General features: G+C 70.1%; 20 protein-coding genes. 8 read left to right on the top strand and 12 right to left on the bottom strand.

Annotation, left to right across the window (positions count from 1 at the left end; translation table 11 throughout):
- Nucleotides 1–2: 2 nt before the first annotated feature.
- On the top strand, nt 3–380 hold the full coding sequence (folB, locus tag C4T42_RS12385) for a dihydroneopterin aldolase (RefSeq protein ID WP_091678357.1): 378 nt from the start codon (nt 3–5) through the stop codon (nt 378–380).
- On the top strand, nt 377–847 hold the full coding sequence (gene folK, locus C4T42_RS12390) for a 2-amino-4-hydroxy-6-hydroxymethyldihydropteridine diphosphokinase (protein WP_103985167.1): 471 nt from the start codon (nt 377–379) through the stop codon (nt 845–847). Before folB ends, folK begins: the two co-directional genes overlap by 4 nt.
- 27 nt (nt 848–874) lie before the next feature.
- On the opposite strand, the gene xoxJ is transcribed toward folK, so the two are convergent.
- The 6 genes from xoxJ to C4T42_RS12420 form a co-directional block, all read right to left on the bottom strand.
- On the bottom strand, nt 875–1,720 hold the full coding sequence (xoxJ, locus tag C4T42_RS12395; protein WP_244526844.1) for a rare earth element methanol dehydrogenase accessory protein XoxJ: 846 nt from the start codon (nt 1,718–1,720) through the stop codon (nt 875–877).
- Nucleotides 1,720–2,331, bottom strand: coding sequence for a c-type cytochrome, methanol metabolism-related (locus C4T42_RS12400; RefSeq protein WP_020091821.1), 612 nt, complete (start codon nt 2,329–2,331; stop codon nt 1,720–1,722). The genes xoxJ and C4T42_RS12400 overlap by 1 nt, the downstream gene beginning before the upstream one ends.
- 133 nt (nt 2,332–2,464) lie before the next feature.
- Complete coding sequence (xoxF1, locus tag C4T42_RS12405; protein ID WP_026604740.1) at nt 2,465–4,270, bottom strand: lanthanide-dependent methanol dehydrogenase XoxF1; 1,806 nt, start codon at nt 4,268–4,270, stop codon at nt 2,465–2,467.
- Between the two features lie 703 nt (nt 4,271–4,973).
- The gene (locus C4T42_RS12410; protein WP_020091819.1) at nt 4,974–5,261 is read right to left on the bottom strand and encodes a hypothetical protein; all 288 of its coding nucleotides are present in this window, start codon (nt 5,259–5,261) and stop codon (nt 4,974–4,976) included.
- A 110-nt stretch (nt 5,262–5,371) separates the two neighbouring features.
- Nucleotides 5,372–6,559 carry a ribonuclease D gene (rnd, locus tag C4T42_RS12415; protein WP_056522182.1) on the bottom strand — a complete coding sequence of 396 codons (1,188 nt, stop codon included), beginning with the start codon at nt 6,557–6,559 and terminating at the stop codon, nt 5,372–5,374.
- Nucleotides 6,560–6,652: 93 nt separating this feature from the next.
- Nucleotides 6,653–7,051, bottom strand: a complete 399-nt coding sequence (locus C4T42_RS12420; protein ID WP_020091817.1) for a hypothetical protein — start codon at nt 7,049–7,051, stop codon at nt 6,653–6,655.
- Nucleotides 7,052–7,195: 144 nt separating this feature from the next.
- On the opposite strand from C4T42_RS12420, the gene aspS reads away from it, so the two are divergent.
- The 4 genes from aspS to C4T42_RS12440 are packed head-to-tail and all read left to right on the top strand — an operon-like array spanning nt 7,196 to nt 11,335.
- The gene (aspS, locus tag C4T42_RS12425; RefSeq protein WP_103985168.1) at nt 7,196–9,040 is read left to right on the top strand and encodes an aspartate--tRNA ligase; all 1,845 of its coding nucleotides are present in this window, start codon (nt 7,196–7,198) and stop codon (nt 9,038–9,040) included.
- Between the two features lie 20 nt (nt 9,041–9,060).
- Complete coding sequence (locus tag C4T42_RS12430) at nt 9,061–9,933, top strand: glycosyltransferase family 2 protein (protein ID WP_103985169.1); 873 nt, start codon at nt 9,061–9,063, stop codon at nt 9,931–9,933.
- A complete protein-coding gene (locus C4T42_RS12435) occupies nt 9,930–11,006 on the top strand; it encodes an acyltransferase (RefSeq protein WP_103985170.1) in 1,077 nt (358 codons plus the stop codon). The genes C4T42_RS12430 and C4T42_RS12435 overlap by 4 nt, the downstream gene beginning before the upstream one ends.
- Nucleotides 11,003–11,335: a hypothetical protein gene (locus C4T42_RS12440; protein WP_103985171.1), complete on the top strand. Its 333-nt coding sequence runs from the start codon at nt 11,003–11,005 to the stop codon at nt 11,333–11,335. The genes C4T42_RS12435 and C4T42_RS12440 overlap by 4 nt, the downstream gene beginning before the upstream one ends.
- On the opposite strand, the gene C4T42_RS12445 is transcribed toward C4T42_RS12440, so the two are convergent.
- Both C4T42_RS12445 and C4T42_RS12450 read right to left on the bottom strand, forming a co-directional pair.
- Nucleotides 11,305–11,556, bottom strand: a complete 252-nt coding sequence (locus tag C4T42_RS12445) for a DUF3297 family protein (protein ID WP_091978078.1) — start codon at nt 11,554–11,556, stop codon at nt 11,305–11,307. The genes C4T42_RS12440 and C4T42_RS12445 overlap by 31 nt on opposite strands.
- On the bottom strand, nt 11,553–12,215 hold the full coding sequence (locus C4T42_RS12450) for a CatB-related O-acetyltransferase (protein WP_181049162.1): 663 nt from the start codon (nt 12,213–12,215) through the stop codon (nt 11,553–11,555). The genes C4T42_RS12445 and C4T42_RS12450 overlap by 4 nt, the downstream gene beginning before the upstream one ends.
- 66 nt (nt 12,216–12,281) lie before the next feature.
- On the opposite strand from C4T42_RS12450, the gene C4T42_RS12455 reads away from it, so the two are divergent.
- Both C4T42_RS12455 and C4T42_RS12460 read left to right on the top strand, forming a co-directional pair.
- Nucleotides 12,282–14,609: an NADP-dependent malic enzyme gene (locus C4T42_RS12455; protein WP_020091810.1), complete on the top strand. Its 2,328-nt coding sequence runs from the start codon at nt 12,282–12,284 to the stop codon at nt 14,607–14,609.
- Nucleotides 14,610–14,691: 82 nt separating this feature from the next.
- Entirely contained in the window at nt 14,692–16,137 is a 1,446-nt protein-coding gene (locus tag C4T42_RS12460) for an acetamidase/formamidase family protein (RefSeq protein ID WP_020091809.1), read from the top strand.
- A gap of 12 nt (nt 16,138–16,149) precedes the next feature.
- On the opposite strand, the gene C4T42_RS12465 is transcribed toward C4T42_RS12460, so the two are convergent.
- The 4 genes from C4T42_RS12465 to C4T42_RS12480 form a co-directional block, all read right to left on the bottom strand.
- Nucleotides 16,150–18,666, bottom strand: a complete 2,517-nt coding sequence (locus C4T42_RS12465) for a methyl-accepting chemotaxis protein (protein ID WP_103985172.1) — start codon at nt 18,664–18,666, stop codon at nt 16,150–16,152.
- Between the two features lie 401 nt (nt 18,667–19,067).
- Complete coding sequence (ppx, locus tag C4T42_RS12470; protein ID WP_020091807.1) at nt 19,068–20,621, bottom strand: exopolyphosphatase; 1,554 nt, start codon at nt 20,619–20,621, stop codon at nt 19,068–19,070.
- 82 nt (nt 20,622–20,703) lie between these two features.
- Nucleotides 20,704–23,091, bottom strand: a complete 2,388-nt coding sequence (locus C4T42_RS12475) for an RNA degradosome polyphosphate kinase (protein WP_091978075.1) — start codon at nt 23,089–23,091, stop codon at nt 20,704–20,706.
- A gap of 98 nt (nt 23,092–23,189) precedes the next feature.
- The gene (locus C4T42_RS12480) at nt 23,190–23,900 is read right to left on the bottom strand and encodes a DnaA/Hda family protein (RefSeq protein ID WP_020091805.1); all 711 of its coding nucleotides are present in this window, start codon (nt 23,898–23,900) and stop codon (nt 23,190–23,192) included.
- Between the last annotated feature and the right edge of the window lie 7 nt (nt 23,901–23,907).

A 23,907-nucleotide genomic window follows, 5' to 3' on the forward strand; every position in this document is an offset into this window, starting at 1 on the left:
GCATGGCGGGCGACCTGATCCGCGTCACCCGGATCGCCGTGTTCGGCCGGCACGGCGTGCTGGCCGAGGAGGCGGTGCTCGGTCAGCGCTTCTACATCTCCCTGGAAGCGGAACTCGATCTCGGCCCGGCGGGCCGCTCCGACGACGTGGCCGGCACGGTGAGCTACGCGGATCTCACGGCGGTGGCGGTGGCGATCGCCACCGAGCGCCGGTTCAACCTGATCGAGGCCCTGGCCGAGACGGTCGCCGCGGAGATCCTCTCGCGCTTCGCGCAGGTCGACGCCATCACCGTTCAGGTCGACAAGCCGAGCGCGCCCGTCCCCGCCATCCTGGACAGCGTCGGCGTGGCGATCACGCGCCGCCGCGGGGCCGGTCGATGAGGGCGTATCTCGGCATCGGCAGCAATGTCGGCGACATGGCCGCGATGCTCGACCGCGCGGTCACCGGTCTCGCCGCGATCCCGGGCATCGACGTCGTGGCGCGCTCGGCCGACTACCGGACCCCGCCCTGGGGCAAGACCGATCAGCCGTGGTTCCTGAACGGGACCGTGGCGGTCGAGACCGACCTCGATCCGCACGGGCTGCTCGACGCCTGCCTGCGGGTGGAGCACGACCTCGGCCGGATCCGCGATGAGCGCTGGGGGCCCCGTGTGATCGACATCGACGTCCTGGCCTACGAGGGCGCCAGCATCGACGACGCGCGCCTTGTCCTGCCGCATCGCTACGTGCGCGAGCGGGCCTTCGTGCTCGTCCCGCTGGCGGAGATCGCGCCCGACCTCGTCATCGGCGGCGAGCGCGTGGTGGACGCCCTGGCGAAGCTCGACTCGACCGGTATCGCGCGCGCCTGATGGCGGCGCGCGCCGCGGCGCTGCGCGTCAGCGCTCGCCGGGGGCGACGAGCTTGTTCTCTTCCTCGTCGAGGAGCGGCACGTCGTAGTCGCGCAGGACCTTGTCGATGTCGGCCTTGCGCTTGCGCAGGATGGTGTTCAGCGAGCGCTTCCAGTCGTTCTCGCCGATCCGGACACCCATGGCGATCCGGTACGCCATCGGTGGACGCTCCGGCTCCTTCAGCAGTGGCACGACGCTCATGGGCGTGCCGGACTGCTTGGCGAGCCAGCCCGCCGCCGGGCCCCAGAGGACGGCCGCGTCGATCTCCTTCGCGGCCAGGGCTGCGACGATCTCGGCAGCGACCGTCTGGTGCTTGCGGGACGGGTCGAGCTGGTAGGGCGCGTAGGCCTTCATGGCCGAGACGAGGCCCAGTTCGCCCATCCGGTTGACCGGCGGCGTCCCGGCGATCACGCCGATGCTCTTGCCCTTCAGCCGCGGGTCGTCGAGGGCCGTCACACCGTCGAGTTCGCCCGCGCGGGTGACCAGCGTGTAGGCCGATCGATAATAGGGATTGGTGGTCTGGACGAGGTCGCTGCCGAAGGCCTGGCCCATGATGACGTCGCAGAGGCCGGTTCCGAGCGTGTTGCGCACGAAGCCCGGACCCTGCGTCAGCCAGTAGTAGCGGACCTTGATCTTCAACTCGTCGGCGATGATCGCCGCGATCTTGTTCTCGAAGCCGTCCTCCTTGCGTTCGGAGAACGGCATGTTGCCCGGATCACCGCAGACGCGCAGCACGTCCGTGGTGACGGTATCCGGCAGATGCTGGGCGAGCGCGCCCTGCGCCCCGAAGACGGTCAGGGCGCAGAGAACGGCGATCCGGGCAGGAGACGACATCAGCCGCCCATGCATTCCTTCTCCGCCTTCTTGGCGGTCTCGGGCTTGCCCTCGTGCTCGGAGGGACGGATACGCCCGATCGCGCCGGAGGCGCGCGCCTTGAGATAGACGTAGAGGTCGTCCGAGTAGCACATGACGTTCTTGTTGTCGCCGAAGGCCGGCATGACCTTCTGCTCGGCGGCGTTCACTTCCTGCTTGCCGCCCGCCAGGATGCCGATGAACTCCTCGTAGGAGAGGTGCTTCAGCGAGTCCTTGAGGGCCGGCGCGTAGGTCGAGCCCATGCCGTCCGGGCCGTGGCAGACGTGGCACTCGGCGTGATAGCGGCGGTAGCCCGAGTAGGTGTACCAGTCGAGCATCTTGCCGTCCTGGGTCACGTGGAACGTCGGGTGGCCCTCGGCGTCGAAGTACTTGCCGTCGTCGACCTTCACGGCCGCGTCCTTCTTCAGGAGCTTGTCATCCTGCTCGGCGGTCTTGTCGTTCGCGTTGAGCGAATTCGCCAGCTTGGGGTCGGCGGGCTTGGCATCCTCAGCATGTACGGCAACCGTCGAGACGGTCGCTAGGGCGAGGGCGGCGATAACCGGCCGCGTTACGATCTTGCTGAGGTTGAGCAACGCATGTGTCTCCCTTGATCGAGGCTCTTGGTCTCCCTCCGAGACGCAGCCTCTTGCGAGAAAGTCTAATCACAAGGATGCCGGCGCGGGAACCCGCGCCGGCACCATTTTTCACTTCAAACCCTGCGGCCGATTAGTTCGGCAGGGCGAAGACCGTCAGCTGACCGCCGAGGTTGGTGTACTGCGACAGAGCCGCGTAGCCGCCCACCGCGCCGAGGCCGGCGTTCGGGTCGGTCAGGCCGGCCGCGAGGCCGATGCCGGCCCAGCCGCCGACGCCCGAGAGGACGCCCACGTACTGCTTGCCCTTGTGCTGGTAGGTCATCACGTTGCCGATGATGCCCGACGGGGTCTTGAACTTGAACAGCTCCTTGCCGGTCTTGTCGTCGACCGCCTTCAGGTAGCCCTCAAGCGTGCCGTAGAACACGACGTCGCCAGCGGTGGCCAGAGCACCGGACCACACCGAGAACTGCTCGGGGTTCGTCCACTTGATCTTGCCGTTGACGCCGTCCCACGCGATGAAGTTGCCCATGCCGCCGTGCGAGTTCGGGGCCGGGTACATCGAGAGGGTCGCACCGACGTAGGGCTGGCCCGGGGTGTAGGTCACCCGGAACGGCTCGTAGTCCATGCAGACGTGGTTGGTGGGAACGTAGAACAGGTTGGTCTTCGGCGAGAAGGCCGCAGGCTGCTGATCCTTGGTGCCCAGCGCCGCCGGGCAGATGCCCTTGGAGTTGGTGTCCTCACCGTTCTGCTCGGTCGAGTACTTCGACACGACCAGCGGCCGGCCGTAGTTCTTCGAGCCCTTGTCCATGTCGACCTTGGTCGCCCAGTTGACGGCCGGGTCGAACTTCTCGGCGACGAGGAGGGTGCCGTCCGCGCGGTTCAGCGTGTAGCCGAAGCCGTTACGGTCGAAGTGGGTCAGGAGCGGCTGCTCCTTGCCGTCGATCTTCTGATCCGTGAGGATCATCTCGTTGATGCCGTCGTAATCCCACTCGTCGTGGGGGGTCATCTGGTAGACCCATTTGGCCATGCCGGTGTCCGGGTTACGCGCCCAGATGGTCATGGACCACTTGTTGTCGCCCGGACGCTGCTTGGGGTTCCAGGTCGAGGGGTTGCCCGAGCCATAGTACATCAGGTCGAGCTTGGGGTCGTACGAGAACCAGCCCCAGGTGCAGCCGCCGCCGGTCTTCCACTGATCGCCTTCCCAGGTCTTCAGGGAGGAGTCCTTGCCGATCGGCTTGCCGAGCGAGGTGGTCTTCTCCGGGTCGACGATCAGCTGATCGTCCGGGCCCTCGGAGTAGCCGCGCCACACCTTCTTGCCGGTCTTCAGGTCGTAGGCGGTGACGTGGCACTGCACGCCGAACTCGCCGCCCGAGATGCCGACGATGACCTTGTCCTTGACCGGCAGAACCGTCGCGGTGTTGGTCTCGCCCTTCTTCGGGTCGCCGTTCACGACCGACCAGTTGACCTTGCCGGTCTTGGCGTCGAGCGACACGAGGGTGGTGTCGGCCTGGTGCAGGAGGATGGCGCCGTCGGCGTAGGCCAGACCACGGTTGACCGTGTCACAGCACATGACCGGGATTACGGACGGATCCTGCTTCGGCTCGTACTTCCAGACGATCTTCGCGTCGTGGTCGAGGTCGAGGGCGTACACGATGTTCGGGAACGGCGTGTGCACGTACATCATGTTGCCGACGACGAGCGGCGAGCCCTCGTGGCCGCGCAGCACGCCGGTCGAGAACGTCCAGGCGACCTGCAGGTCCTTGACGTTCTTGGCGTTGATCTGGTCGAGCTTCGAGTAGCGCGTATTCGCGTAGTCTACCGTCTGAAGAACCTGTTCCGCCGGGTTGGCGATGCCCTTCATGACGCTTTCATTGGCCAGCGCCGGCGCGGCGACGGCCGCGACACCTGCGCCGAGCGCAAGGAGATGTACCGCTCTCATGGGTTCCTCCGACAAGTCTTGAGAGTTCTCACGGCGCGCGAAGAGAGTGGCGTCGCTCGGACTCCGACCTGACTGTTTGCGACAGGGATGGACGCCTCGGTAGCGGGCATAGTGGACTTCGAGGAGATCTACTGATCCCCTAGCCAGGAGCCGCCATCCCTGAGGCGTCTCCCTCGAAACCGAGGCTTGCCCGGACCTTAAGAGATTTTTGAGCGCCGTCAACTCGCTGTTCGACGCCTGTGGGCACACGGTGAAAGCTTCTTTTCGGGTGACACAGGCACGATGGATGTCATGCGTTCGCGAAAAGAAATGTTGCGACGCACAAGAGATGCTGCCTGCTCTGGCCTCGGTCTCACGGGGTTGTGTCCGTGTCCCATGCAGACCTTGCAAACAGGCGAGCTTTGCTGCGCTTAAGCATGCGTCCCCCGCGCGGTGGCCGGGATTTAGGCGCGCCCGGGCGCGCGGCCGTTGCAGGTCCGCGGACTGCACTGCAAGACGCTTCGGTGGCTATGGGTTGCCGAATTTTCCCGAATGCCCGCTGTGCGCCCAGTCGCCGCATCCCGCTTTTCCGCGGATCCCCGCCTGATCGGTGGGGTTCGCGCGCGACAAATTGCCGAATCATCCCGTTTTTGAGAATCGGTTTGGGTCGCGCACGCGGACCACTGGGTCGGTCGCGGAATCTGCGGGACGGCTCTGGCCGGCGTCAGACCGCGCCGACCGGCCCGGTGCTCTCGAACTCGGCCGTGTCGCCGATCAGGTCGGTCACGGAGATGTTGAGGCGACGGCCGTTGGACAGGCGGAGCTGGGCGTCGGGCTCGAGCCAGACCGGCCGCAGGCCCGCATAGCTGCCGTACAGATTGCCGTAGGCGACGACACCGCCTTCGCGCCTCTCGACCACAACCCGGTAGCGGACGCGGACGGCCTCACACCCTTCGGCCGACACGAGACCGCGCCCGGTCAGCGTCTTGAGGATCTCGTTCGGCTCGAACATACGCGGGACGCAGGGGCGGGATTAAGCGGCAACCTAATTGCCATTTAATCCCGGACCCGCGGCGAGTCACGCCCGCCAGTGCGGATTGTGCGGTCAGTGCCGCCGCGGCGTCATCGGTCCGGGTCGGCGCCGCCGCCGACAGGTTCGGCTTCCAGGGGACGGACCACGATGCGACCGGACTCGACCGAGAGGGCCAGCCGTCCCTGCTTCAGCGCCAGCGCCTTCTCGCCGAACAGCGTCCGGCGCCAGCCCTGCAGCGCCGGGACCTCGGCGTCGTCGTCGTCGGCGACCGCTTCCAGATCGTCGACCGTGGCGATGATCTTCGGCGCCACGCCCTCGGCCTCGCAGACCGCCTTCAGCAGGACCTTCAGGAGCTCGACGATCGCGCCGTTGCCGCCGCTCCGCCGCACGCGCTCGGGCATCCGGACGGCGCTCGTGTCGCGGGCGAGACCGCGCTCCACGGCGGCGACGATGTCGGCCCCGGTCCGGGAGCGCTCGAAGCCCGCGGGGATCGTCCGCAGCCGCCCGAGCGCCTCCGCGCTCCGCGGCGCCGCCGAGGCGATATCGATGACCGCCTCGTCCTTCAGGACGCGCCCGCGCGGCACGTTGCGCGTCTGCGCCTCGCTCTCGCGCCAGGCCGCGACCTCCATCAGCACGGCGATCTCCCGCGGCTTGCGCATGCGGCCGGAGAGGCGGCGCCACGCCTGCGCGGGATCGGCGCGGTAGGTCTCGGGGGACGTCAACACCGCCATCTCCTCGTCGAGCCACGCGCCGCGGTCGGTCCGCAGCAGCTCGGCGACGAGGACTTCGTAGATCTTCACCAAGTGGGTGACGTCGGACAGCGCGTAGGTCAGCTGCGCCTCCGAGAGCGGGCGCCGCGACCAGTCGGTGAAGCGGGAGGACTTGTCGATCTTGGCCTTCGCGACGTCGTTGACGAGCTGCTCGTACGAGACGGAATCGCCGTAGCCGCAGACCATGGCGGCGACCTGCGTGTCGAAGAACGGGTGCGGCAGGATCCCGCCGATCAGCCAGATGATCTCCAGGTCCTGGCGGGCGGAGTGGAACACCTTGACGGTGCCCTCGTCGGCCATGAGGGCGATGAACGGCCCGAGGTCGATCCCCGGCGCCAGCGGATCCACCAGGACGCCGGTCCCGTCCGGTGCCGCCATCTGGATCAGGCACAGTTTCGGATAATACGTCGTCTCGCGCATGAACTCCGTGTCGACGGTCACGAAGGGCTGCTCGGCGAGACGTGTGCAGATCTGGCGCAGCGCGTCAGTGGTGGTGATCAGGTCCATGCACCGGCTATACGCAACCGCGGCGGACATGGGGAGACGCGGCTTCGCAGGTCCCCATCTTTCACGCGTTCACGCGCGGCCCGGCGACCGCGATCACGCCACGGCCGCGACCGCCGCCTTCCGGCGCGCCCGCGCCTGCCGGCGGATCCGCAGCGCGTCGGCCCGGCGCTGCGCCTCGGCGCGCGCGAGCAGGCGGTCGAGGATGCCGGTCTCGATCCGCTCGCCGGTGGCCCCGTCGACGAGGCGGCGGATCCGGTCGACCCGGAACCCGCGATAGCCGCCGCGCCGGGCATCGATGCCGCCGAGCAGCGTCCGCCCCGGCCCGAGCCTGAGCTCGCGGGCGTCGAGGGAGCGGTTGCTCCAGGCCCCGGCCGCGTCCTCGTAGACGAGGTCGAAACGGCCCTCGAGGGGCAGCGTCCGCCACCCGGCCGCGGCGCGTTCGGGCGCCGCCTTCGCGGGGCGCTCCAGATCGAAAAAGAGGTTGTCGTTCATGGAGATGATATGGGGATTCGGGGTCTCCTGCGGTAGGCCGGCGGGCGAGTCGCGCGCGGCTTTCGGCGCCGTTCTGCGCGCCCCGCGCTTGACTTGGGGGGCCTCGCGTGAATGGTGCCGGCCTTCCCACAGAAGAAGCCCGTCATGCACCGTTACCGTTCCCACACCTGCGGGGCGCTCCGCCCGTCCGATGTCGGGCAGAGTGTCCGCCTCTCCGGCTGGTGCCACCGCATCCGCGACCACGGGGGCGTGCTGTTCGTCGATCTGCGGGACCATTACGGCCTGACCCAGTGCGTGATCGATTCCGACTCCCCGGCCTTCAAGGCCGCCGAGGCCGTCCGCTCGGAATGGGTCGTGCGGATCGACGGCCGTGTCCGCACGCGCCCGGCCGGCACCGAGAATGCCGAGCTGCCGACCGGCGCGGTCGAGGTCTACATCGACGACCTCGAGGTGCTGGGGCCGGCGGGCGAGCTGCCGCTGCCGGTCTTCGGAGACCTCGAGTATCCGGAGGAGACGCGGCTCCGGTACCGCTTCCTCGACCTGCGCCGGGAAAAGCTCCACGCCAACATCATGAAGCGCGGCGCGATCATCGACTCGCTCCGCCGCAGGATGCGGGACGGCGGCTTCTTCGAGTTCCAGACCCCGATCCTGACAGCCTCCTCGCCCGAGGGCGCCCGCGACTACCTCGTGCCGTCGCGGGTCCATCCCGGCAAGTTCTACGCGCTCCCGCAGGCGCCGCAGCAGTTCAAGCAGCTGACGATGATCGCGGGCTTCGACCGCTACTTCCAGATCGCGCCGTGCTTCCGCGACGAGGATGCCCGCGCCGACCGCTCGCCGGGCGAGTTCTACCAGCTCGACATCGAGATGAGCTTCGTCACCCAGGAGGACGTGTTCCAGGCGGTGGAGCCGGTGCTGCGCGGCGTGTTCGAGGAGTTCGCCGAGGGCAAGCGCGTCACCAAGGAATTCCCGCGGATCACCTACGCGGACTCGATGCTGAAGTACGGCGTCGACAAGCCGGACCTGCGCAACCCGCTGATCATCGCCGACGTCTCCGACCTGTTCGCCCGCGAGGACGTGGCGTTCAAGGCATTCAAGGGCGTGGTCGCTTCCGGCGGCGTCGTCCGGGCGATCCCGGCGACCGGCGCGGCGAGCCAGCCGCGCTCGTTCTTCGACAAGCTCAACGACTGGGCCCGCTCCGAGGGCGCGCCCGGCCTCGGCTACGTCGTGTTCGAGGAGGAGAACGGCGCGCTCACCGGCAAGGGACCGATCGCCAAGTTCATCCCGGCGGAGGTTCAGGCCCTGATCGCCGAGCGCTCCGGCGCGAAGGCGGGCGACGCCGTGTTCTTCTCCGCCGGTCCGGAGGCCAAGGCGGCCGGGCTCGCCGGCAAGGCGCGCGTCCGGATCGGCGACGAGCTGGGCCTCTGCGACAAGGACCAGTACGCGTTCTGCTGGATCACCGACTTCCCGATGTACGAGTGGAGCGAGGAGGAGAAGCGGATCGACTTCTCCCACAACCCGTTCTCGATGCCGAACATCGACCGCGAGGAGTTCCTCGCGCTCGACCTCGACGCCCTCGCGAGCGAGGACGAGAACGGCGCGAACACCAAGCGGATCCTGGACATCAAGGCGTTCCAGTACGACATCGTCTGCAACGGCGTGGAGCTGTCCTCGGGCGCGATCCGCAACCACCGTCCGGACGTAATGGAGAAGGCCTTCGCCATCGCGGGCTACGGGCACGAGGTGCTGGAGCAGAAGTTCGGCGGCATGCTCAACGCCCTGCGCATGGGCGCCCCGCCGCACGGCGGCATCGCGCCGGGCGTGGACCGCATCGTCATGCTCCTGTGCAACGAGCCGAACATCCGCGAGGTCGTGCTGTTCCCGATGAACCAGCGCGCCGAGGACCTGATGATGGGCGCGCCCTCCGAGGCGACCCCCAAGCAGCTGCGCGAGCTGCACATCCGCCTCAACCTGCCCGAGAAGAAGGCCTGAGGCGCCCGTAGTCCCCCGCGGTGGCGAGCCTCGTCGCGATCGTCGTTGCCCACGACAGCGCCGACGTGCTGCCGGCCTGTCTCGCGGCGCTCGCCGGCGAGCATGTGCCGGCGATCGTCGTGGACAATGCCAGCCGGGACGCCTCCGCGTCGGTCGCGGAGGCGGCCGGCGCGCAGGTGATCCGCAACGCCCGCAACGAGGGCTACGGCCGCGCCAACAACCGGGGCGTCCGCGCGGCCGAGACGGCGGAGCACGTCCTCGTCGTCAACCCGGACGTCGTGCTGCGGCCGGGCACCGTGGACGCCCTGCTGGACGCGGCCCGCACCTGGCCGGATGCCGGGCTTATCGCCCCGCGCCTCGTCGAACCCGACGGGCGCTTCTTCTTCCAGGCGCGGTCCCTGCTCGCGCCCTACCTGACCAATCCCGCGGGCCGGCTCGCGCTGCCGCAGGGCGATGCCTGCGCGCCGTTCCTCTCCGGGGCCTGCCTGATGATGCCGCGCGCCCTGTTCCTCGATCTCGGCGGCTTCGACGAGAACATCTTCCTGTTCTACGAGGACGATGACCTGTGCCGGCGCGTGGCCGACAGCGGCCGCGCCCTGATCCACGTCCACCGCGCCGAGGCGCTGCACGGTCGCGGCCGATCGTCGGCGCCGGAGCCGGGACGGGTGTTCCGCGCGCGCTGGCATCAGGCGTGGTCGCGCGCCTATGTCAGCCGGAAGTACGGCCTCCCGGACCCGAGCCTCGCCATCCTGGGCGGCAACCTGCCGAAGGCGCTGCTGTCGGGTCTGGTGCTCCGGCGGGCCGGGCTCGAGCGCTACGGCGGCTCGGCCGCGGGCGCCCTCGCCTTCCTGCGCGGCCGGACCGCGCTGGCCCACGAGGGTCTGACCGGATGAGCGCGCCGACGATCGCGACCGCGCTGGCGCGCGGGCGCAACGGCTTCACCGGCCTGCGGCTGATGCTGGCTCTGGCCGTCGTTGTGTCCCACGCGTTCAGCGTCGCGACCGGCGCGGCGGGCGACGAGCCCCTCGCCCGGCTCACCGGCTACACGCTGGGCGAACACGCGGTGAACGGATTCTTCGCGGTGTCGGGCTTCCTGGTCACCATGAGCTGCGACCGCCGCGGCCTCCGGGACTACGCCCTCGCCCGGACCCTGCGGATCCTCCCGGGACTCGTGGCGGCGACGCTCGTCGTCGCGCTCGGGCTCGGCGCGGCCCTGACCCGCCTGCCCGTCACCGAATACTGGCGCGATCCCGCCCTGTGGTCGTTCATCCGCGGGACGCTGACGACCTTCAAGAGCAACGCCGCCCTCCCCGGCGTCTTCGAAGCGAATCCCTACCGGGCGCCCCTCGGCACGGTCTGGACGCTCAAATACGAGGTGCTGTGCTACCTCGGCGTCCTCGTCGCAGCCCTGTGCGGCCTGCTCCGGCGCCGGTGGTCGGCGCCCCTGATCGTGGCCGGCCTGACGCTCGCCCTGACGATCGCCTGCGGCCTCCGCGGTCCGGACCTACCCAAGGGCACCGAGACGGCGCTGCGCCTGCCGCTGATCTTCGCGGCCGGGGCGTGTCTCTACCTGTGGCGCGACCGCCTGCGTGTCTCGGCGGCGGCCCTCGCCTGCCTGGTCTTCGGCGCCTTCGTCCTCGCGCGGACGCCGGCCTACCCGGCCCTTCTGTTCCTCGCCGAGGCCTACGGCGTGGTCTGGCTCGCCCTCGGCCCCCTCGCGCGCGGCCTTTTCGACCCTGCGGCCGACCTCTCCTACGGGATCTATCTCTACGGCTGGCCGGTCCAGCAGGCCCTGCACGCCCTGTGGCCGGCCGCCTCCGGGCCCGCGCTGCTGGTGCCGGCCCTCGCCCTAACGCTGCCGGTCGCGGCGCTGTCCTGGTACGGGGTCGAGCGGCCGGCCCTGTCGCTGAAGGCGCGCGCGCTCGGGCGGCGCCGCCTCGGCACGATCGAGCCGGCCGGGCCGTGACCGCCGCAGGCCCGCTTCCGCCGCTCGCGGCGCTGGGTCTGGCGGCGCGGATGCTGGAGGCGAACGGCTTCGCGATCGTCGCCCGGAACGAGCGCGGCGACAGCCTGTACCTGCGGCGACCGGACTGCGCCTGGCACCTGCGCGTCTCGAACCACCGGCGCACCGCCAAGCAGCGCGCCCGGCGCTCCGATATCCTCGCGAGCCTCGTCATCGACGGGCCGCGCTCCTCGGATCAGATCGGGAACCTCGTCCGCGAGGCCGTCCGGAACTTCGAGGCCGCCCTGGCGCGGATGGCGGATCAGGCGTCCGCGGCGGGGTCGCGGAAGTAGGGCTCCACGGTGCCCTTCAGCTTCACCGTCATCGGGTTGCCGGCCCGGTCGAGGGTCTTGCCGGCCGAGAGGCGGACCCAGCCCTCGCTCACGCAGTACTCCTCGACGTTCGTCTTCTCGACGCCCTTGAACCGGACACCGACGCCGCGCTCCAGCACCTTCTCGTCGTAGAACGGGCTGTTCGGGTTGGAAGCGAGGCGGTCGGGGGGCGTGTCGGTCATCGTCCGGATCTCGGATGGTCTTCGTGGAGGGCTCCGCCGGTACGGGAATCCGCGCCCGCGCGCAACGCCGCGAGCAGGTCGGCGATCCGCCCGCTCTGGAGCAGCGGAACCAGCCGCGTCACCGCGTCGTGCGGGAGGTCCCACCACGCCGCCGCCACGAGCGCCTCCACGGTCGCCGCGTCGAAGCGGTGGCGCACGACCTTGGCCGGGTTGCCCGCCACCACGGCGTAGGCCGGCACGTCGCGGGTCACCACGGCGCGGGCCGCCACCACGGCCCCGTGCCCGACGGTCACCCCCGAGAGGATCATGCAGCCCGATCCGAGCCAGACATCGTGCCCGATCACCACGTCGCCCCGGGAGGCGTGGAAATCCTCCGGCGCCGCGGCGTCCGGGAACAGCCCGCGCATCGCCGCGAACGGATAAGTCGACGCCCAGTCGAGGCGGTGATCGCCGCCGAGCAGGATCTCGACCTTGTCAGCGATGGAACAATAGCGGCCGATCGTCAGCCGCCGCCCGCTCTCCGGGAAGCGGACTTTTGGACGCCCGTACGAATAAGCGCCTATGGAGAACCCGTGGGTCCTCGCCAGCTCGGCGAGGTGGATCCGGGTCTCGTTGTGCGGGTTGCGCCCCCTGCGCAGCCGGTGCAACAGACCGGTCATGACGCGAGCCCGCGCGATGCGCGACCGCGTCGTCCTCGGTGAAAAAGGTGAGCGGGAGCGTGGGCGATGGCCGATAACATGTCCGAGGACCTCAAGGCCGGGGCGCTCGTCTACCACCGCCTGCCCAAGCCCGGGAAGCTGGAGATCCAGGCGACCAAGCCGCTCGGCAACCAGCGCGACCTCGCCCTGGCCTACTCGCCCGGCGTCGCCGCGGCCTGCATGGCGATCCACGACGACCCGCAGCAGGCCGCCGAACTCACGGTGCGCCAGAACCTCGTGGCGGTGCTGTCCAACGGCACGGCGGTGCTCGGCCTCGGCGATATCGGCCCGCTGGCCTCGAAGCCCGTGATGGAGGGCAAGGCCGTCCTGTTCAAGAAGTTCGCCGGCATCGACGTCTTCGACATCGAGGTCGACCAGAAGGACGTGTCGAAGCTCGTCGACGTCGTCTGCGCCCTCGAGCCGACCTTCGGCGGCATCAACCTCGAGGACATCAAGGCGCCCGAGTGCTTCGAGGTCGAGGAGCAGTGCCGGGCCCGGATGAACATCCCGGTCTTCCACGACGACCAGCACGGCACCGCGATCATCGTGGCCGCCGCCGTCCTCAACGGCCTGGAACTCGCCGGCAAGAACCTGTCCGACGTCCGGATCGTCACGTCCGGCGCCGGCGCGGCGGCTCTGGCCTGCCTCAACCTCCTCGTGTCGCTCGGAGCGACCCGCGAGAACATCACGGTCACCGACATCAAGGGCGTCGTCTACAAGGGCCGCGCCGAGCTGATGGACCGGTGGAAGGACGTCTACGCCCAGGAGACCGACAAGCGGACGCTCGCCGAGGTGATCCCGGGGGCGGACGTGTTCATCGGCCTGTCGGCCGGCGGCGTGCTCAAGCCCGAGTACCTGAAGGAGATGGCCGAGAAGCCGCTGATCATGGCGCTCGCCAACCCCTACCCGGAGATCATGCCGGATCTGGCCGAGAAGGAGCGGCCGGACGCCATGATCTGCACCGGCCGGTCGGACTTCCCGAACCAGGTCAACAACGTCCTGTGCTTCCCCTACATCTTCCGCGGGGCGCTCGATGTCGGCGCCCACAAGATCAACGAGGAGATGAAGAAGGCCGCCGTCAAGGCGATCGCGGGCCTGGCCCACGAGACCACCTCGGACGTGGTCGCCCGCGCCTACGGCGGCGAGGCCCGGCCGTTCGGACCCAAATCCCTGATCCCGAGCCCGTTCGACCCGCGCCTGATCCTGCGCATCGCCCCGGCGGTGGCCAAGGCCGCGATGGATTCCGGCGTCGCCGGCCGGCCGCTCCCGGACCTCGACGCCTATGTCGAGAGCCTCGACCGGTTCGTGCACCGGTCCGGCCTGATCATGAAGCCGCTGTTCTCGAAGGCGAAGGCCGAGCCCAAGCGCGTGATCTACGCCGAGGGCGAGGACGAGCGCGTGCTCCGCGCTGTCCAGGCGATCGTCGAGGACAAGGTCGCCCTGCCGATCCTGGTCGGCCGGCCGCGGGTGGTCGAGACCCGCCTGAAGCGCTTCGGCCTGTCGATGGTGCACGGCCGCGACTTCGAGCTGATCGATCCCGAGGACGATCCCCGTTACCGCGCCTACGTCCAGACCTATCTGGAAGTCGCCGGTCGCCGCGGCATCACGCCGGACGCGGCCCGGACCCTGGTCCGCACCAACAACACGGTGATCGGCGCCATCGCGGTCCGCCGCGGCGAGGCCGACGCGCTGATCTGCGGCCTGGAGGGCCGCTTCGAGACGCGCCTGCGCATCATCCGCGACGTGATCGGGCTCGCGCCGGGCGTGGAGCAGTGCGCCGCGATGAGCCTCGTGGTGACGCATAACGGCGCCTACTTCCTGGCCGACACCCATGTCCGCCAGAACCCCACCGCCGAGGAGATCGCCGACGTGGCGCAGGCCTGCGCCAGCCACGTCAGCCGGTTCGGGATGACGCCGAAGATCGCGCTCCTCAGCCACTCGGATTTTGGCCAGTCGGATTCGCCCTCCGCGATGAAGATGCGCGACGCCCTCGCGCTCCTGCACACGCGGAACCCCGAGCTGCAGGTCGACGGCGAGATGCAAGCCGATTCCGCCCTCAACGAGATGGTGCGCGAGCGCGTCCTGCCGGGCTCGCGCCTCAAGGGCGCGGCCAACGTCCTGATCTTCCCGAACCTCGACGCCGCCAACATCGCCTTCCAGTTCGCGAAGGTGCTGGCGGACGCGCTGCCGGTCGGCCCGCTCCTGATCGGCCCGGCTAAGCCCGCCCACATCCTGACGCCGTCGGTGACGGCGCGCGGCATCGTCAACGTCACGGCCGCCGCCGTGGTCGAGGCCCAGGCGGACGAGGCCGTCGCGCGCGCCGAGGAGGGCGGCGTCGGCATGCTCTCGGAGTGAGGGGCGCCCGTCGGCGGCCGCCAGCGTGGCCGTCGATTTGCTTGCCCGCCCCGGGACCACGAAACCACCGGGAGACGACGCGATGTGCGCGGGCGACGATCCAACCTGCCACGCCTTCGAGGAGCACCGCCGCCGGTTCCGGCGGGATCTCGAGCCTGAGCGGCGCGCCTTCCTTAAGAGCGGCTTCGCGGCGACCGGCGCCGCGGCCGCGGCCCTCGCGGCCGGCGGTCCGTCGCTCGTGAGCCCGGCCCTGGCCCAGGCGAGCGGCGCCAAGATCGCCGCCACGGCGCATTACCACCTGCCGGCGAATGCCGAGACGGTCCACTGGGGCTTCTTCAGCCGCAGCCTCAAGCCCAAGGTCGAGATCGGCTCGGGCGACTTCGTCACGATCGAGACGCTCACCCACCAGGCGAGCGACGATGCCGAGCGCATGATCCAGGGCGATCCGGGCGCCGAGAGCGTCTATCTCTGGACCAAGGACAAGATGGGCGTCTCGCCCCGCGGAGCCGGCGCCATGGACGCCAAGGTCGGCCCCGGCGGTGGCCTCGGCGTGCACATCTGCACCGGCCCGGTGGCGATCCGCGGCGCCGAGCCCGGCGACGTCCTGGAGGTGCGCATCCTCGACGTCGCCCCCCGCCCCTGCGCCAATCCCAGGTACAAGGGACTGGCCTTCGGCAGCAACGCGGCGGCGTGGTGGGGCTACCACTACAACGACCTGATCACCGGCGATAAACCCCGGGAGGTCGTGACCATCTACGAGGTCGACGCCACCGGCGAGCGCGACTGGGCCCGGGCGGTCTACAGCTTCCGCTGGCCCGGCGTGACCGACCCGTTCGGCGTCTCCCACCCGACCATCGACTATCCCGGCCTGCCGGTGGACCACACGAAGACCCAGAAGACCTTCGAGGTCCTGAAGGGCATCCGCGTGCCGATCCGGCCGCATTTCGGCACGATGGGCGTCGCGCCCGCCGAGGCCGACCGGGTGAACACGATCCCGCCGAGCTACACCGGCGGCAACATCGACAACTGGCGGATCGGCAAGGGCGCGACCCTCTACTACCCGGTGGCGGTGCCGGGCGCCCTGTTCTCCGTGGGCGATCCCCACGCCAGCCAGGGCGATTCCGAACTGTGCGGCACCGCGATCGAGTGCTCGCTCACCGGCACCTTCCAGTTCATCCTGCACAAGAAGGCGGACCTGCCCGGCACGCCGCTGGAGGCGCTCGACTTCCCGATGATCGAGACCCGGGACGACTGGGTTCTGTCCGGCTTCAGCTACCCGAACTACCTGCGGGATCTCGGTCCGGACGCGCAGAGCGCGATCTTCCAGAAATCCTCGATCGACCTCGCCATGCGCGACGCCTTCCGGAAGATGCGCCAGTTCCTGATGCACGCGAAGGGCCTCACCGAGGACGAGGCGATCTCGCTGATGTCGGTGGCGGTCGATTTCGGGATCACGCAGGTCGTGGACGGCAACTGGGGCGTCCACGCCGTGGTCAAGAAGGCGATCTTCTCCGATCGCGTCGCCTGACGCCTGACCCGGTCACGCGGCCTTCGCGGCTCCGGTCATCGTCATGAGGCCGGCGATGACCCGGTAGGTCTCGGTCCAGGCTTCCCGGACCTCCGGCGTGAAGTCCGGGCCGAGCCCCTGCTCCAGGGTCCAGAGCAGTGCCGCCCCGACCGCCTCGAAATGCGCCTGCAGCGCGCCGTAGCCGACGTGCCGGTCCCCGAGATCGCGCACGGCGGCGACGAGCGCCTCCGGCTTGTCGAGGTTGGCCACCGCCAGTGCCAGCATGGCGACGAGTTTGCGCTTCTGCGCGGTCATGTCGTCCGGGAAGAGCGACCGGACCTGCGGCGCGATGTCGAACAGGCGTCCGTAGAACAGCTCTGCCGCGGTGTCGCCGAGCGCCTGCACCGTCGCGAAGCTGCGCTGCACGATCGCGACCTGGGCGGCGGAGACCGCGTAGGACACGCGAACGCTCGCCAGGAACCGTTCGACCTCGGCGGTCAGACGGTCCGACTGGTCCGACAGGGCGGAGGCCGCCGCGAGAACCTGGCTCGCGGCCAGGCCGGTGCCCTCGGCCGCCTGCGCGACGCCGGTCATGGTCGTGGTGACCTCGCCTGTGCCGGTGGCCGCCTGCCCGACGTTGCGGACGATCTCCTGGGTCGCCGCACCCTGTTCCTCGACAGCCGCCGCGATCGTGGTCGCCGCCCCGTTGATCTCGCGGATCCGCGCGGTGATCGCCGCGATGGCCTCCACCGCCTGCCCGGTGGACGCCTGCACCTGCGCGATCTGACCGGAGATCTCGTCGGTGGCCTTGGCGGTCTGCGCGGCGAGGGCCTTCACCTCGGAAGCCACCACCGCGAAGCCGCGGCCGGCTGCGCCCGCGCGGGCCGCCTCGATGGTGGCGTTGAGCGCCAGCAGGTTGGTCTGCTCGGCGATCGACGAGATCAGCCCCACGACGGCACCGATCTGGTCCACGGCGCTGCTCAGGTCCTGGACGCGCGCGGCGGTCCGGTCGGCCTCGGCCGCGGCCCTCTGCGCGAGATCCGCCGATCCGTCGGCCTGCCGCCCGATCTCCTGGACGGAGGTGCCGAGCTCCTCCGCGGCCGCCGCCACGGTGTTGACGTTGCTCGAGGCCCGCTCGGCGGCGGCCGCGACCGCCGTCGACTGCCCGGCCGTCTGGGTGGCCGTCGCGGTCATCGTCTGCGCCGTGACCTGCAGGGCGTTGGCCGAGGACGCGACCGAGCCGATCATGCCTCCGACGGCCTCCTCGAACCGTTGCGCCATCTGGCGCAGGCTGTCCCGGCGCTGGTCGTCGGCGTCCAGCCGCGCCCGCTCGGCCCCGGCCTCGAGGTCGCGCGTGCGGATCAGATTGTCCCGGAAGGCCTGCACGGCCACCATGATCGGCGCGAACTCGTTCCGGTACGCTCGCACCGGGACGGCGACGGCGGTGTCGCCCCCCGTCAGCGCGCGCATCGCGGTGGCGATGATCCGGAGGGGGCGCAGCACGCCCCCGAACAGAGCCATGAGGCCCAGCCCGACGAGCAGCAGGACGGCCAGCAGCGCCGCGGCACTGTGCAGGAGAACGCCGTCCGCCTCCGCGGCGAGGCTCTCGGCCCGCGCCACCATCTCGGCGAGGGCGGCATTAGCGAGATCGACGATCGTCATCTGCTCGACGCTGTTTCGCTTACGGAGGTCTTGGAACGCGATGGGGGACGCGCGATGCTGGCTCAGGGCGTCGAAGATCGCGCGCGCCGCCTCCGCCGCCTCGCCCTCGAAATTGCTGCGCTTGGCCTTCTCGAACGCGGACCGCACGGCGTCCGAGCTCTGGGCGGCGGCCTCGCTGGTGCTCGACCACGCCGACTGGACCCGCGCCCGCTCCTCGGCCGCCGCCACGGTCTCGGGCAGCGACCACGACGTTCCCGCCGCCAGCGAGGTCTGCACGCGCAGGGCGACGTTCCCGATCGCGACACGGGTCGCCCAGGCAGACCGCTTGAGGACGAGGTAGTGCTGCAGGACGGCGTCGGAGCGCGGAATAGCCGAATCCACGGCGTCCGTGGTCGCCGTCAGCGCGTCGAGAAGTTCCTGAAAGGCCGTCAGCACGGCGGGCAGCAGCGCCGGGTCCCGCTTCGGCTTCGGTACGCGCAGGGCTTCATCGATCCGGGGGCGGAGCAGGTTCACGGCGTCCTGAGCCGCGTTGAGCCTCGCCATCGTCGCCGTCACGGAGGGCAGATCCCGGTCCCGCAGCAGGTCCTGAACGCTCGCGAAGCCCGCGACCATCGCGTCCCGGTTCGTCGCGTAGGCCTTCAGGCTCTCCGGGTCGGCGGAGGCATCCCCGCCCAGGGCGAGCGCTGCCCCCCGCTCGAGGCGTGTCGGCAGGATCGTCCCGAGCAGCTGGCGACTCGCGCGGGTCAGCGTGACCGCGTCCCGGGCCTGTCGCGCCTGAAGACGCGCGTCGAATAGAGCATTCCCCGCGTAGGCCAGTAACATCATCGCCATTGCGAGTATCGTCGTGCACATGACGACTCGAATCGAGACATAGCCAAGCCATCTCATCGCGTGAACATTCCGATGTGCGAGTGGGATCTGCGTGTTGCTCGCATCATAGGGCGAACGGCGCGCGCGTTCACGCTGCCGCTCGGCAGTGTTCGACAGTCTATCGCACCGACGTATTTTGCGAGCGGTGCGCTCTATTCCGGATTCAGAGGAGAATCGACATCAACCAATAAAAAAGTTGGGTTCGTGAATTAAGCCGGCGTTACCGCGGCGATGTCGGTCGGCAGGCGCACGCTCACCGATCCGGCGGCGTGCGGTGAGCGCCGGTGCGACGGTCACGAGGCCGCCGTCGGCCTCGGCACGCGTGAGCTCTCCCGCGCGACGGGCCCGGGCCATCGTGCGAGACCGGACCGCGGCGACGAGCGAGGCCCTGCCCGGGACCGGCGCCCGCGCCGCGCGGATCAGGGCGCGTCGTCCGCGAGCTCGACCCGCCCGTCCAGGCCGATGATGCGCCCGAGGCCGCGGACGCGGTTCAGCAGGCGGTCCCCGTTCAGGGCCTCCCAGTCCCGCGGCAGGCGCAGCACCACCCGTCCCTCCTCGACGGTGAGCGGCGCCCGTCCGAGGGCGCCGTCCATGCCGGCGGAGATCGGGAAGGCGATCCGGAGCAGGGCGCCCAGGAGGCGGGCGCGCTCGAACAGGCGCGGACCGGCCACGCTCCGGAGCATCGGGTTCGCCTTCTCGGGGGCCAGGCCGGTGTGCCTCAGGGACACCGCCAGGGCGAGATAGGCCCGGCCCGGATGATCCACGCCGACGAACGCGGCATTCTGGATCACCGCGATGCTCTGCTCACCGCGGTAATCCGGATGCGCCCGCCAGCCGACGTCGGACAGCAGGCAGCCGGCGTGCCGCAGACGGCGCTCGTCGGTGGTCTCGTGGCCGTCCAGGGTCGCGACGAACCGGTCCGTCCAGGTGATCAACTCCTCGCCGTGGCGGGGCGAGCGCGCGCGCAGAACGTTGAATTCCGACGCCGAGGCCAGCAGCGGATCGATCAGACGGGTGTCGCGGTCGAGCTGCTCGAACAGCAGGCCCTCGCGCACGCCCGATGCCGAGATCGCCACCTCGCGGGGGCGCCCGACCCGGATGATCTCCTCGAGGACGACGGCGCCGTAGGCGAGGAGCGGGCGCCGCGCCTCGGAGATCGCGTCGACGTCCTGCAGCAGCGCCACGTCGGTCTGCTCGACGACCTGCAGGAAGCTGAGTTCGTCGGTGGGCTCCACCGTGTAGCCGTGCATCACGTGGACGGGGTAGCCGCGGGCCGCCTGGTGGAGCCGCGCGATGGCCCGCCACGTGCCGCCGACCGCGTAGAAGGTCCGCCCGCGCAGGGTCTCGAGCTGCGGGGCGGCCTTGCGCATGTACTCGCGGACGATCTTGGCGGCCTTCTTGACCGAGCCGCCGGACAGGTCCTGCAGGGCGAGGCCGCCGAGGGGCATGGTCACCCCTTGTCCGACGACCGCCCCGCGGACGTCCACGAGCTCGAGCGAGCCGCCGCCCATGTCGCCCACGACGCCGTTCGGCGCGTGGAATCCCGAGACCACGCCGAGGGCCGACAGCTCGGCCTCGCGCCGCCCGGAGAGGAGCTGGATCTCCTGGCCACAGGCCGCCTCGGCGGCGCGGAGAAAGTCGGGACCGTTCTCGGCGTCCCGCGCCGCCGCCGTGGCGAGGACGTACACCTGCCTGACGCGCATCGTCTGGCACAGCACCCGGAACCGCGCCAGGGCGGCGAGTGCGCGCGTCACCGCCTCCTCGTTGAGGCGGCCGGTCGTCAGGACGTTGCGGCCGAGGCCGCAGAGCACCTTCTCATTGTAGAGCGGCGTCGGCGCCCGGGTCAGTCCGTCGTACGCGACGAGGCGGACCGAGTTGGAGCCGATGTCGATGATCGCCACAGGATGGCGCGCGGTGCTGTCGATCGCCTCCGCGTCGTGCGCGAGGGTGAGGTTGGCAAGAGGGCTGCCCAAACGTCCGAGTCCTTCATCAGCCCGGCGCGCCTGCCGGCGCGCCGTGCGGGAGGTTTAGCCCAGCGACGCCGCGCAGCGAAACTCAGCTGCGTTGGGCGCGGCGGCTCAGCGCCCGCGGGCTCGACTTCTTCGAGGCCTTGCCGCGCCCAGAGAGGCTGGGATTGGTCATGAAATACTTGTGGGCGTTGAACGGCTCCTCGCCCTCGGCGGGCTGGATCCGCTCGCAGCCGCCCGAGGCGAGGAGCCGCCAGCTCTGGCGGTTGTCGAGCAGGTTGGCCAGCATGATCTGGTCGAGCACCTGCTGATGCACCGTCGGGTTGGTGATCGGCAGCAGCGCCTCGACGCGGCGGTCGAGGTTCCGGCTCATCAGGTCGGCGGAGGAGATGTAGACCGTCGCCTTGGGGTGCGGCAGCCCGACGCCGTTGCCGAAGGCGTAGATTCGTCCGTGCTCCAGGAAGCGACCGACGATCGACTTGACCCGGATCGTCTCCGACAGGCCGGGGATGCCCGGGCGCAGGCAGCAGATGCCGCGGACCACGCAGTCGATCTGAACCCCGGCCGCCGAGGCGTCGTAGAGCGCATCGATGATCTGGCTGTCGACCAGGGAGTTGCACTTGATCCAGATCGCGGCCGGGCGCCCGGCCTTCGCGTGCGCGACCTCGGCCTCGATGTGCTCAAGGAGCTTGTTCTTGGCGGTCAGCGGCGAGACCGCCATGCGCTCCAGCTCGGCCGGCTCGGCGTAGCCGGTGATGAAATTGAAGATCCGCGACACGTCCCGCGCGATCGCGGGGTCCGCCGTGAAGAACGACAGGTCCGTATAGATGCGCGCGGTGATCGGGTGGTAGTTGCCGGTGCCGACGTGGCAGTAGGTGACGAGCTTGTCGCCTTCCCGCCGGACCACCAGCGACAGCTTGGCGTGGGTCTTCAGCTCGACGAAGCCGAACACGACCTGCGCGCCCGCCTTCTCGAGGTTGCGCGCCCAGCGGATGTTGGCCTCCTCGTCGAAGCGCGCCTTCAGCTCCACGAGGGCGGTGACGGACTTGCCGAGTTCCGCGGCCTCGGCGAGGGCCGCCACGATCGGCGAGTTGGACGAGGTTCGGTAGAGAGTCTGCTTGATCGCGACCACGTTCGGGTCACGGGCGGCCTGCGCGAGGAACTGCACCACCGAATCGAATGATTCGTAGGGGTGGTGGACGATGAAGTCCTTCTGCCGAATCGCCGCGAACACGTCGCCGCCGCTCTCCCGGATGCGCTCCGGGAAGCGGGGATTGTAGGGCTTGAACTTCAGGTCGGGCCTGTCGATGCCGACGACCTGGGACAGCTCATTCAGGGCCAGCATGCCCTCCACGAGGAAGATCGCGTCCGCGGCGATCTCCAGTTCGTCGGCGACGAAGCTGCGCAGATCCTCCGACATGCCCGCCTCGACCTCGAGACGGATCACGACGCCGCGCCGCCGCTGCTTCAGCGCCGTCTCGAAATGCAGGACGAGGTCCTCCGCCTCCTCCTCGATCTCCAGGTCGGAATCGCGGACCACGCGGAACGCGCCGCTGCCCTTGACGAGGTAGCCCGGGAAGAGCCGCCCGGTGAACATCCCGATCACCTGCTCGATGGTGATCAGACGGGCGGAAGTCTCGCTGTCGCTCACCGGCAGGCGCACGAAGCGGTCGATGACGCCCGGCAGCCGGATCAGGGCGCGCAGCAGCCGGCCGTCCTTCGGCCGCACCAGCATCAGCGCGATGGTGGTGCCGAGATTCGGGATGAACGGGAACGGGTGGGCCGGATCGATCGCCAGCGGCGTCAGGACCGGGAAGACGTGGTTGAGGAAGTACTCCTCCAGCCACGCCGCCTGCTCGGCCGTGAGGGCCGCGGGCTCGACGATGTCGATGTCGCTCGTGTGCAGCTCCGTGCGCAGTTCCCGCCAGCGGGCCTGCTGGTCGGCGGCGAGGCGCGACACCTCGGCGCCGATCCGGACGAGTTGCTCGGACGGCGACAGGCCGTCCTGCGACGGGACCGTGATCCCCGCCCGCACCTGATCGATGAGGCCGGCCACGCGGACCATGAAGAATTCGTCCAGATTGTTGGCCGAGATCGACAGGAAGCGGAGGCGCTCCAGGAGCGGGTGGTTGGGGTTCGACGCCTCTTCCAGCACCCGCCGGTTGAACTGCAGCCAGGACAGCTCGCGGTTCACGTACCGCTCCGGTGAGTGGCGCAGGGTTCGCCCGGCTTCCACAACCGGCTCGCGGGCCGCGCCGACCGGCGGCTCCGCGGGAGTCGCGGCCGCCGCGGCCGGCCACTCGTCGTTGGCGTCCGGAATGGCTTCCGCCGGAGCCGCCGCCCCCGCGACCGGATCGGCCTGCAGGCGCTTGGGCGCGACCGCCCGCCGCGTCGCCGGACTGGCCGTCGCGCGCCGACGGGGCTCGGGCGCCTCATCGGCGGCGTCGCGGTCCACGGGCTTCTGCGTCGATTCCATCCCGGATCCCTGTCTCTGCTCCTCGCGGCGGCGGAGCGTGTATCACCCTAGACCGGCGGCCTTCACGACAGTTTCGTGACGGCCACTGCATTCCTCCTTCAGGCGTTCGGGTCCGGCTCGTCCTCCAGCCCCATGCGGCGCAGGACGGCCAGCGCGAGCGGCCGGCTGATGCGGCGGCCGCGCCCGAGGGCGTCGCGGTCGAGCTCGGCGACGACGTCGCGGGCTCGGCCCAGCGACCGGTCGATCCGCAGGGCCAGCGCCTCGATGACGCCGAGATCGACCACCAGCTGCCGGTCCACGAACAGCTTGACCAGGACGGCGCGCAGGAGCGCGTCGTCCGGCGCCTCGATGGCGATGCGCGGCGCGAGGCGAAGCCGCGAGCGCAGATCCGGCGTCGTGAGGCCGAGGGCGTCGATACCCGTGGCGCTGGTCAGCAGAACCGGGCAGCCCCGCTCGCGGGCGCGGTTGAGCAGGTGGAACAGCGCCGCCTCATCGCGCCGCTCCGCCCGGTCGATGTCCTCCACGACCAGCGCCCCGTTGGAGACGAGGTGCTGGACCGCGTCGGCACCCAGCTCGGCGGCCGGGAGGGTCCAGGCGTGGGCCCGCTCGGCCCAGATCGCCGCGAGGTGGCTTTTGCCGCTGCCGGAGGGGCCGGTGAGGACCAAGACGCTGTCAGGCCAGTCCGGCCACGCCTCGATCAGCGCGTAGGCGGCCTCGTTGGCCGGTCCGACGAGGAAATCCTCGCGCCCGTAGCGGGGGTCGAGCGGCAGGTCGAAGGCCAGCTGCCGGGGTGGGGCGTTCTCGCGCATAGGCCGC

Source organism: Methylobacterium sp. 190mf, assembly GCF_900107945.1.
Lineage (GTDB): Bacteria > Pseudomonadota > Alphaproteobacteria > Rhizobiales > Beijerinckiaceae > Methylobacterium.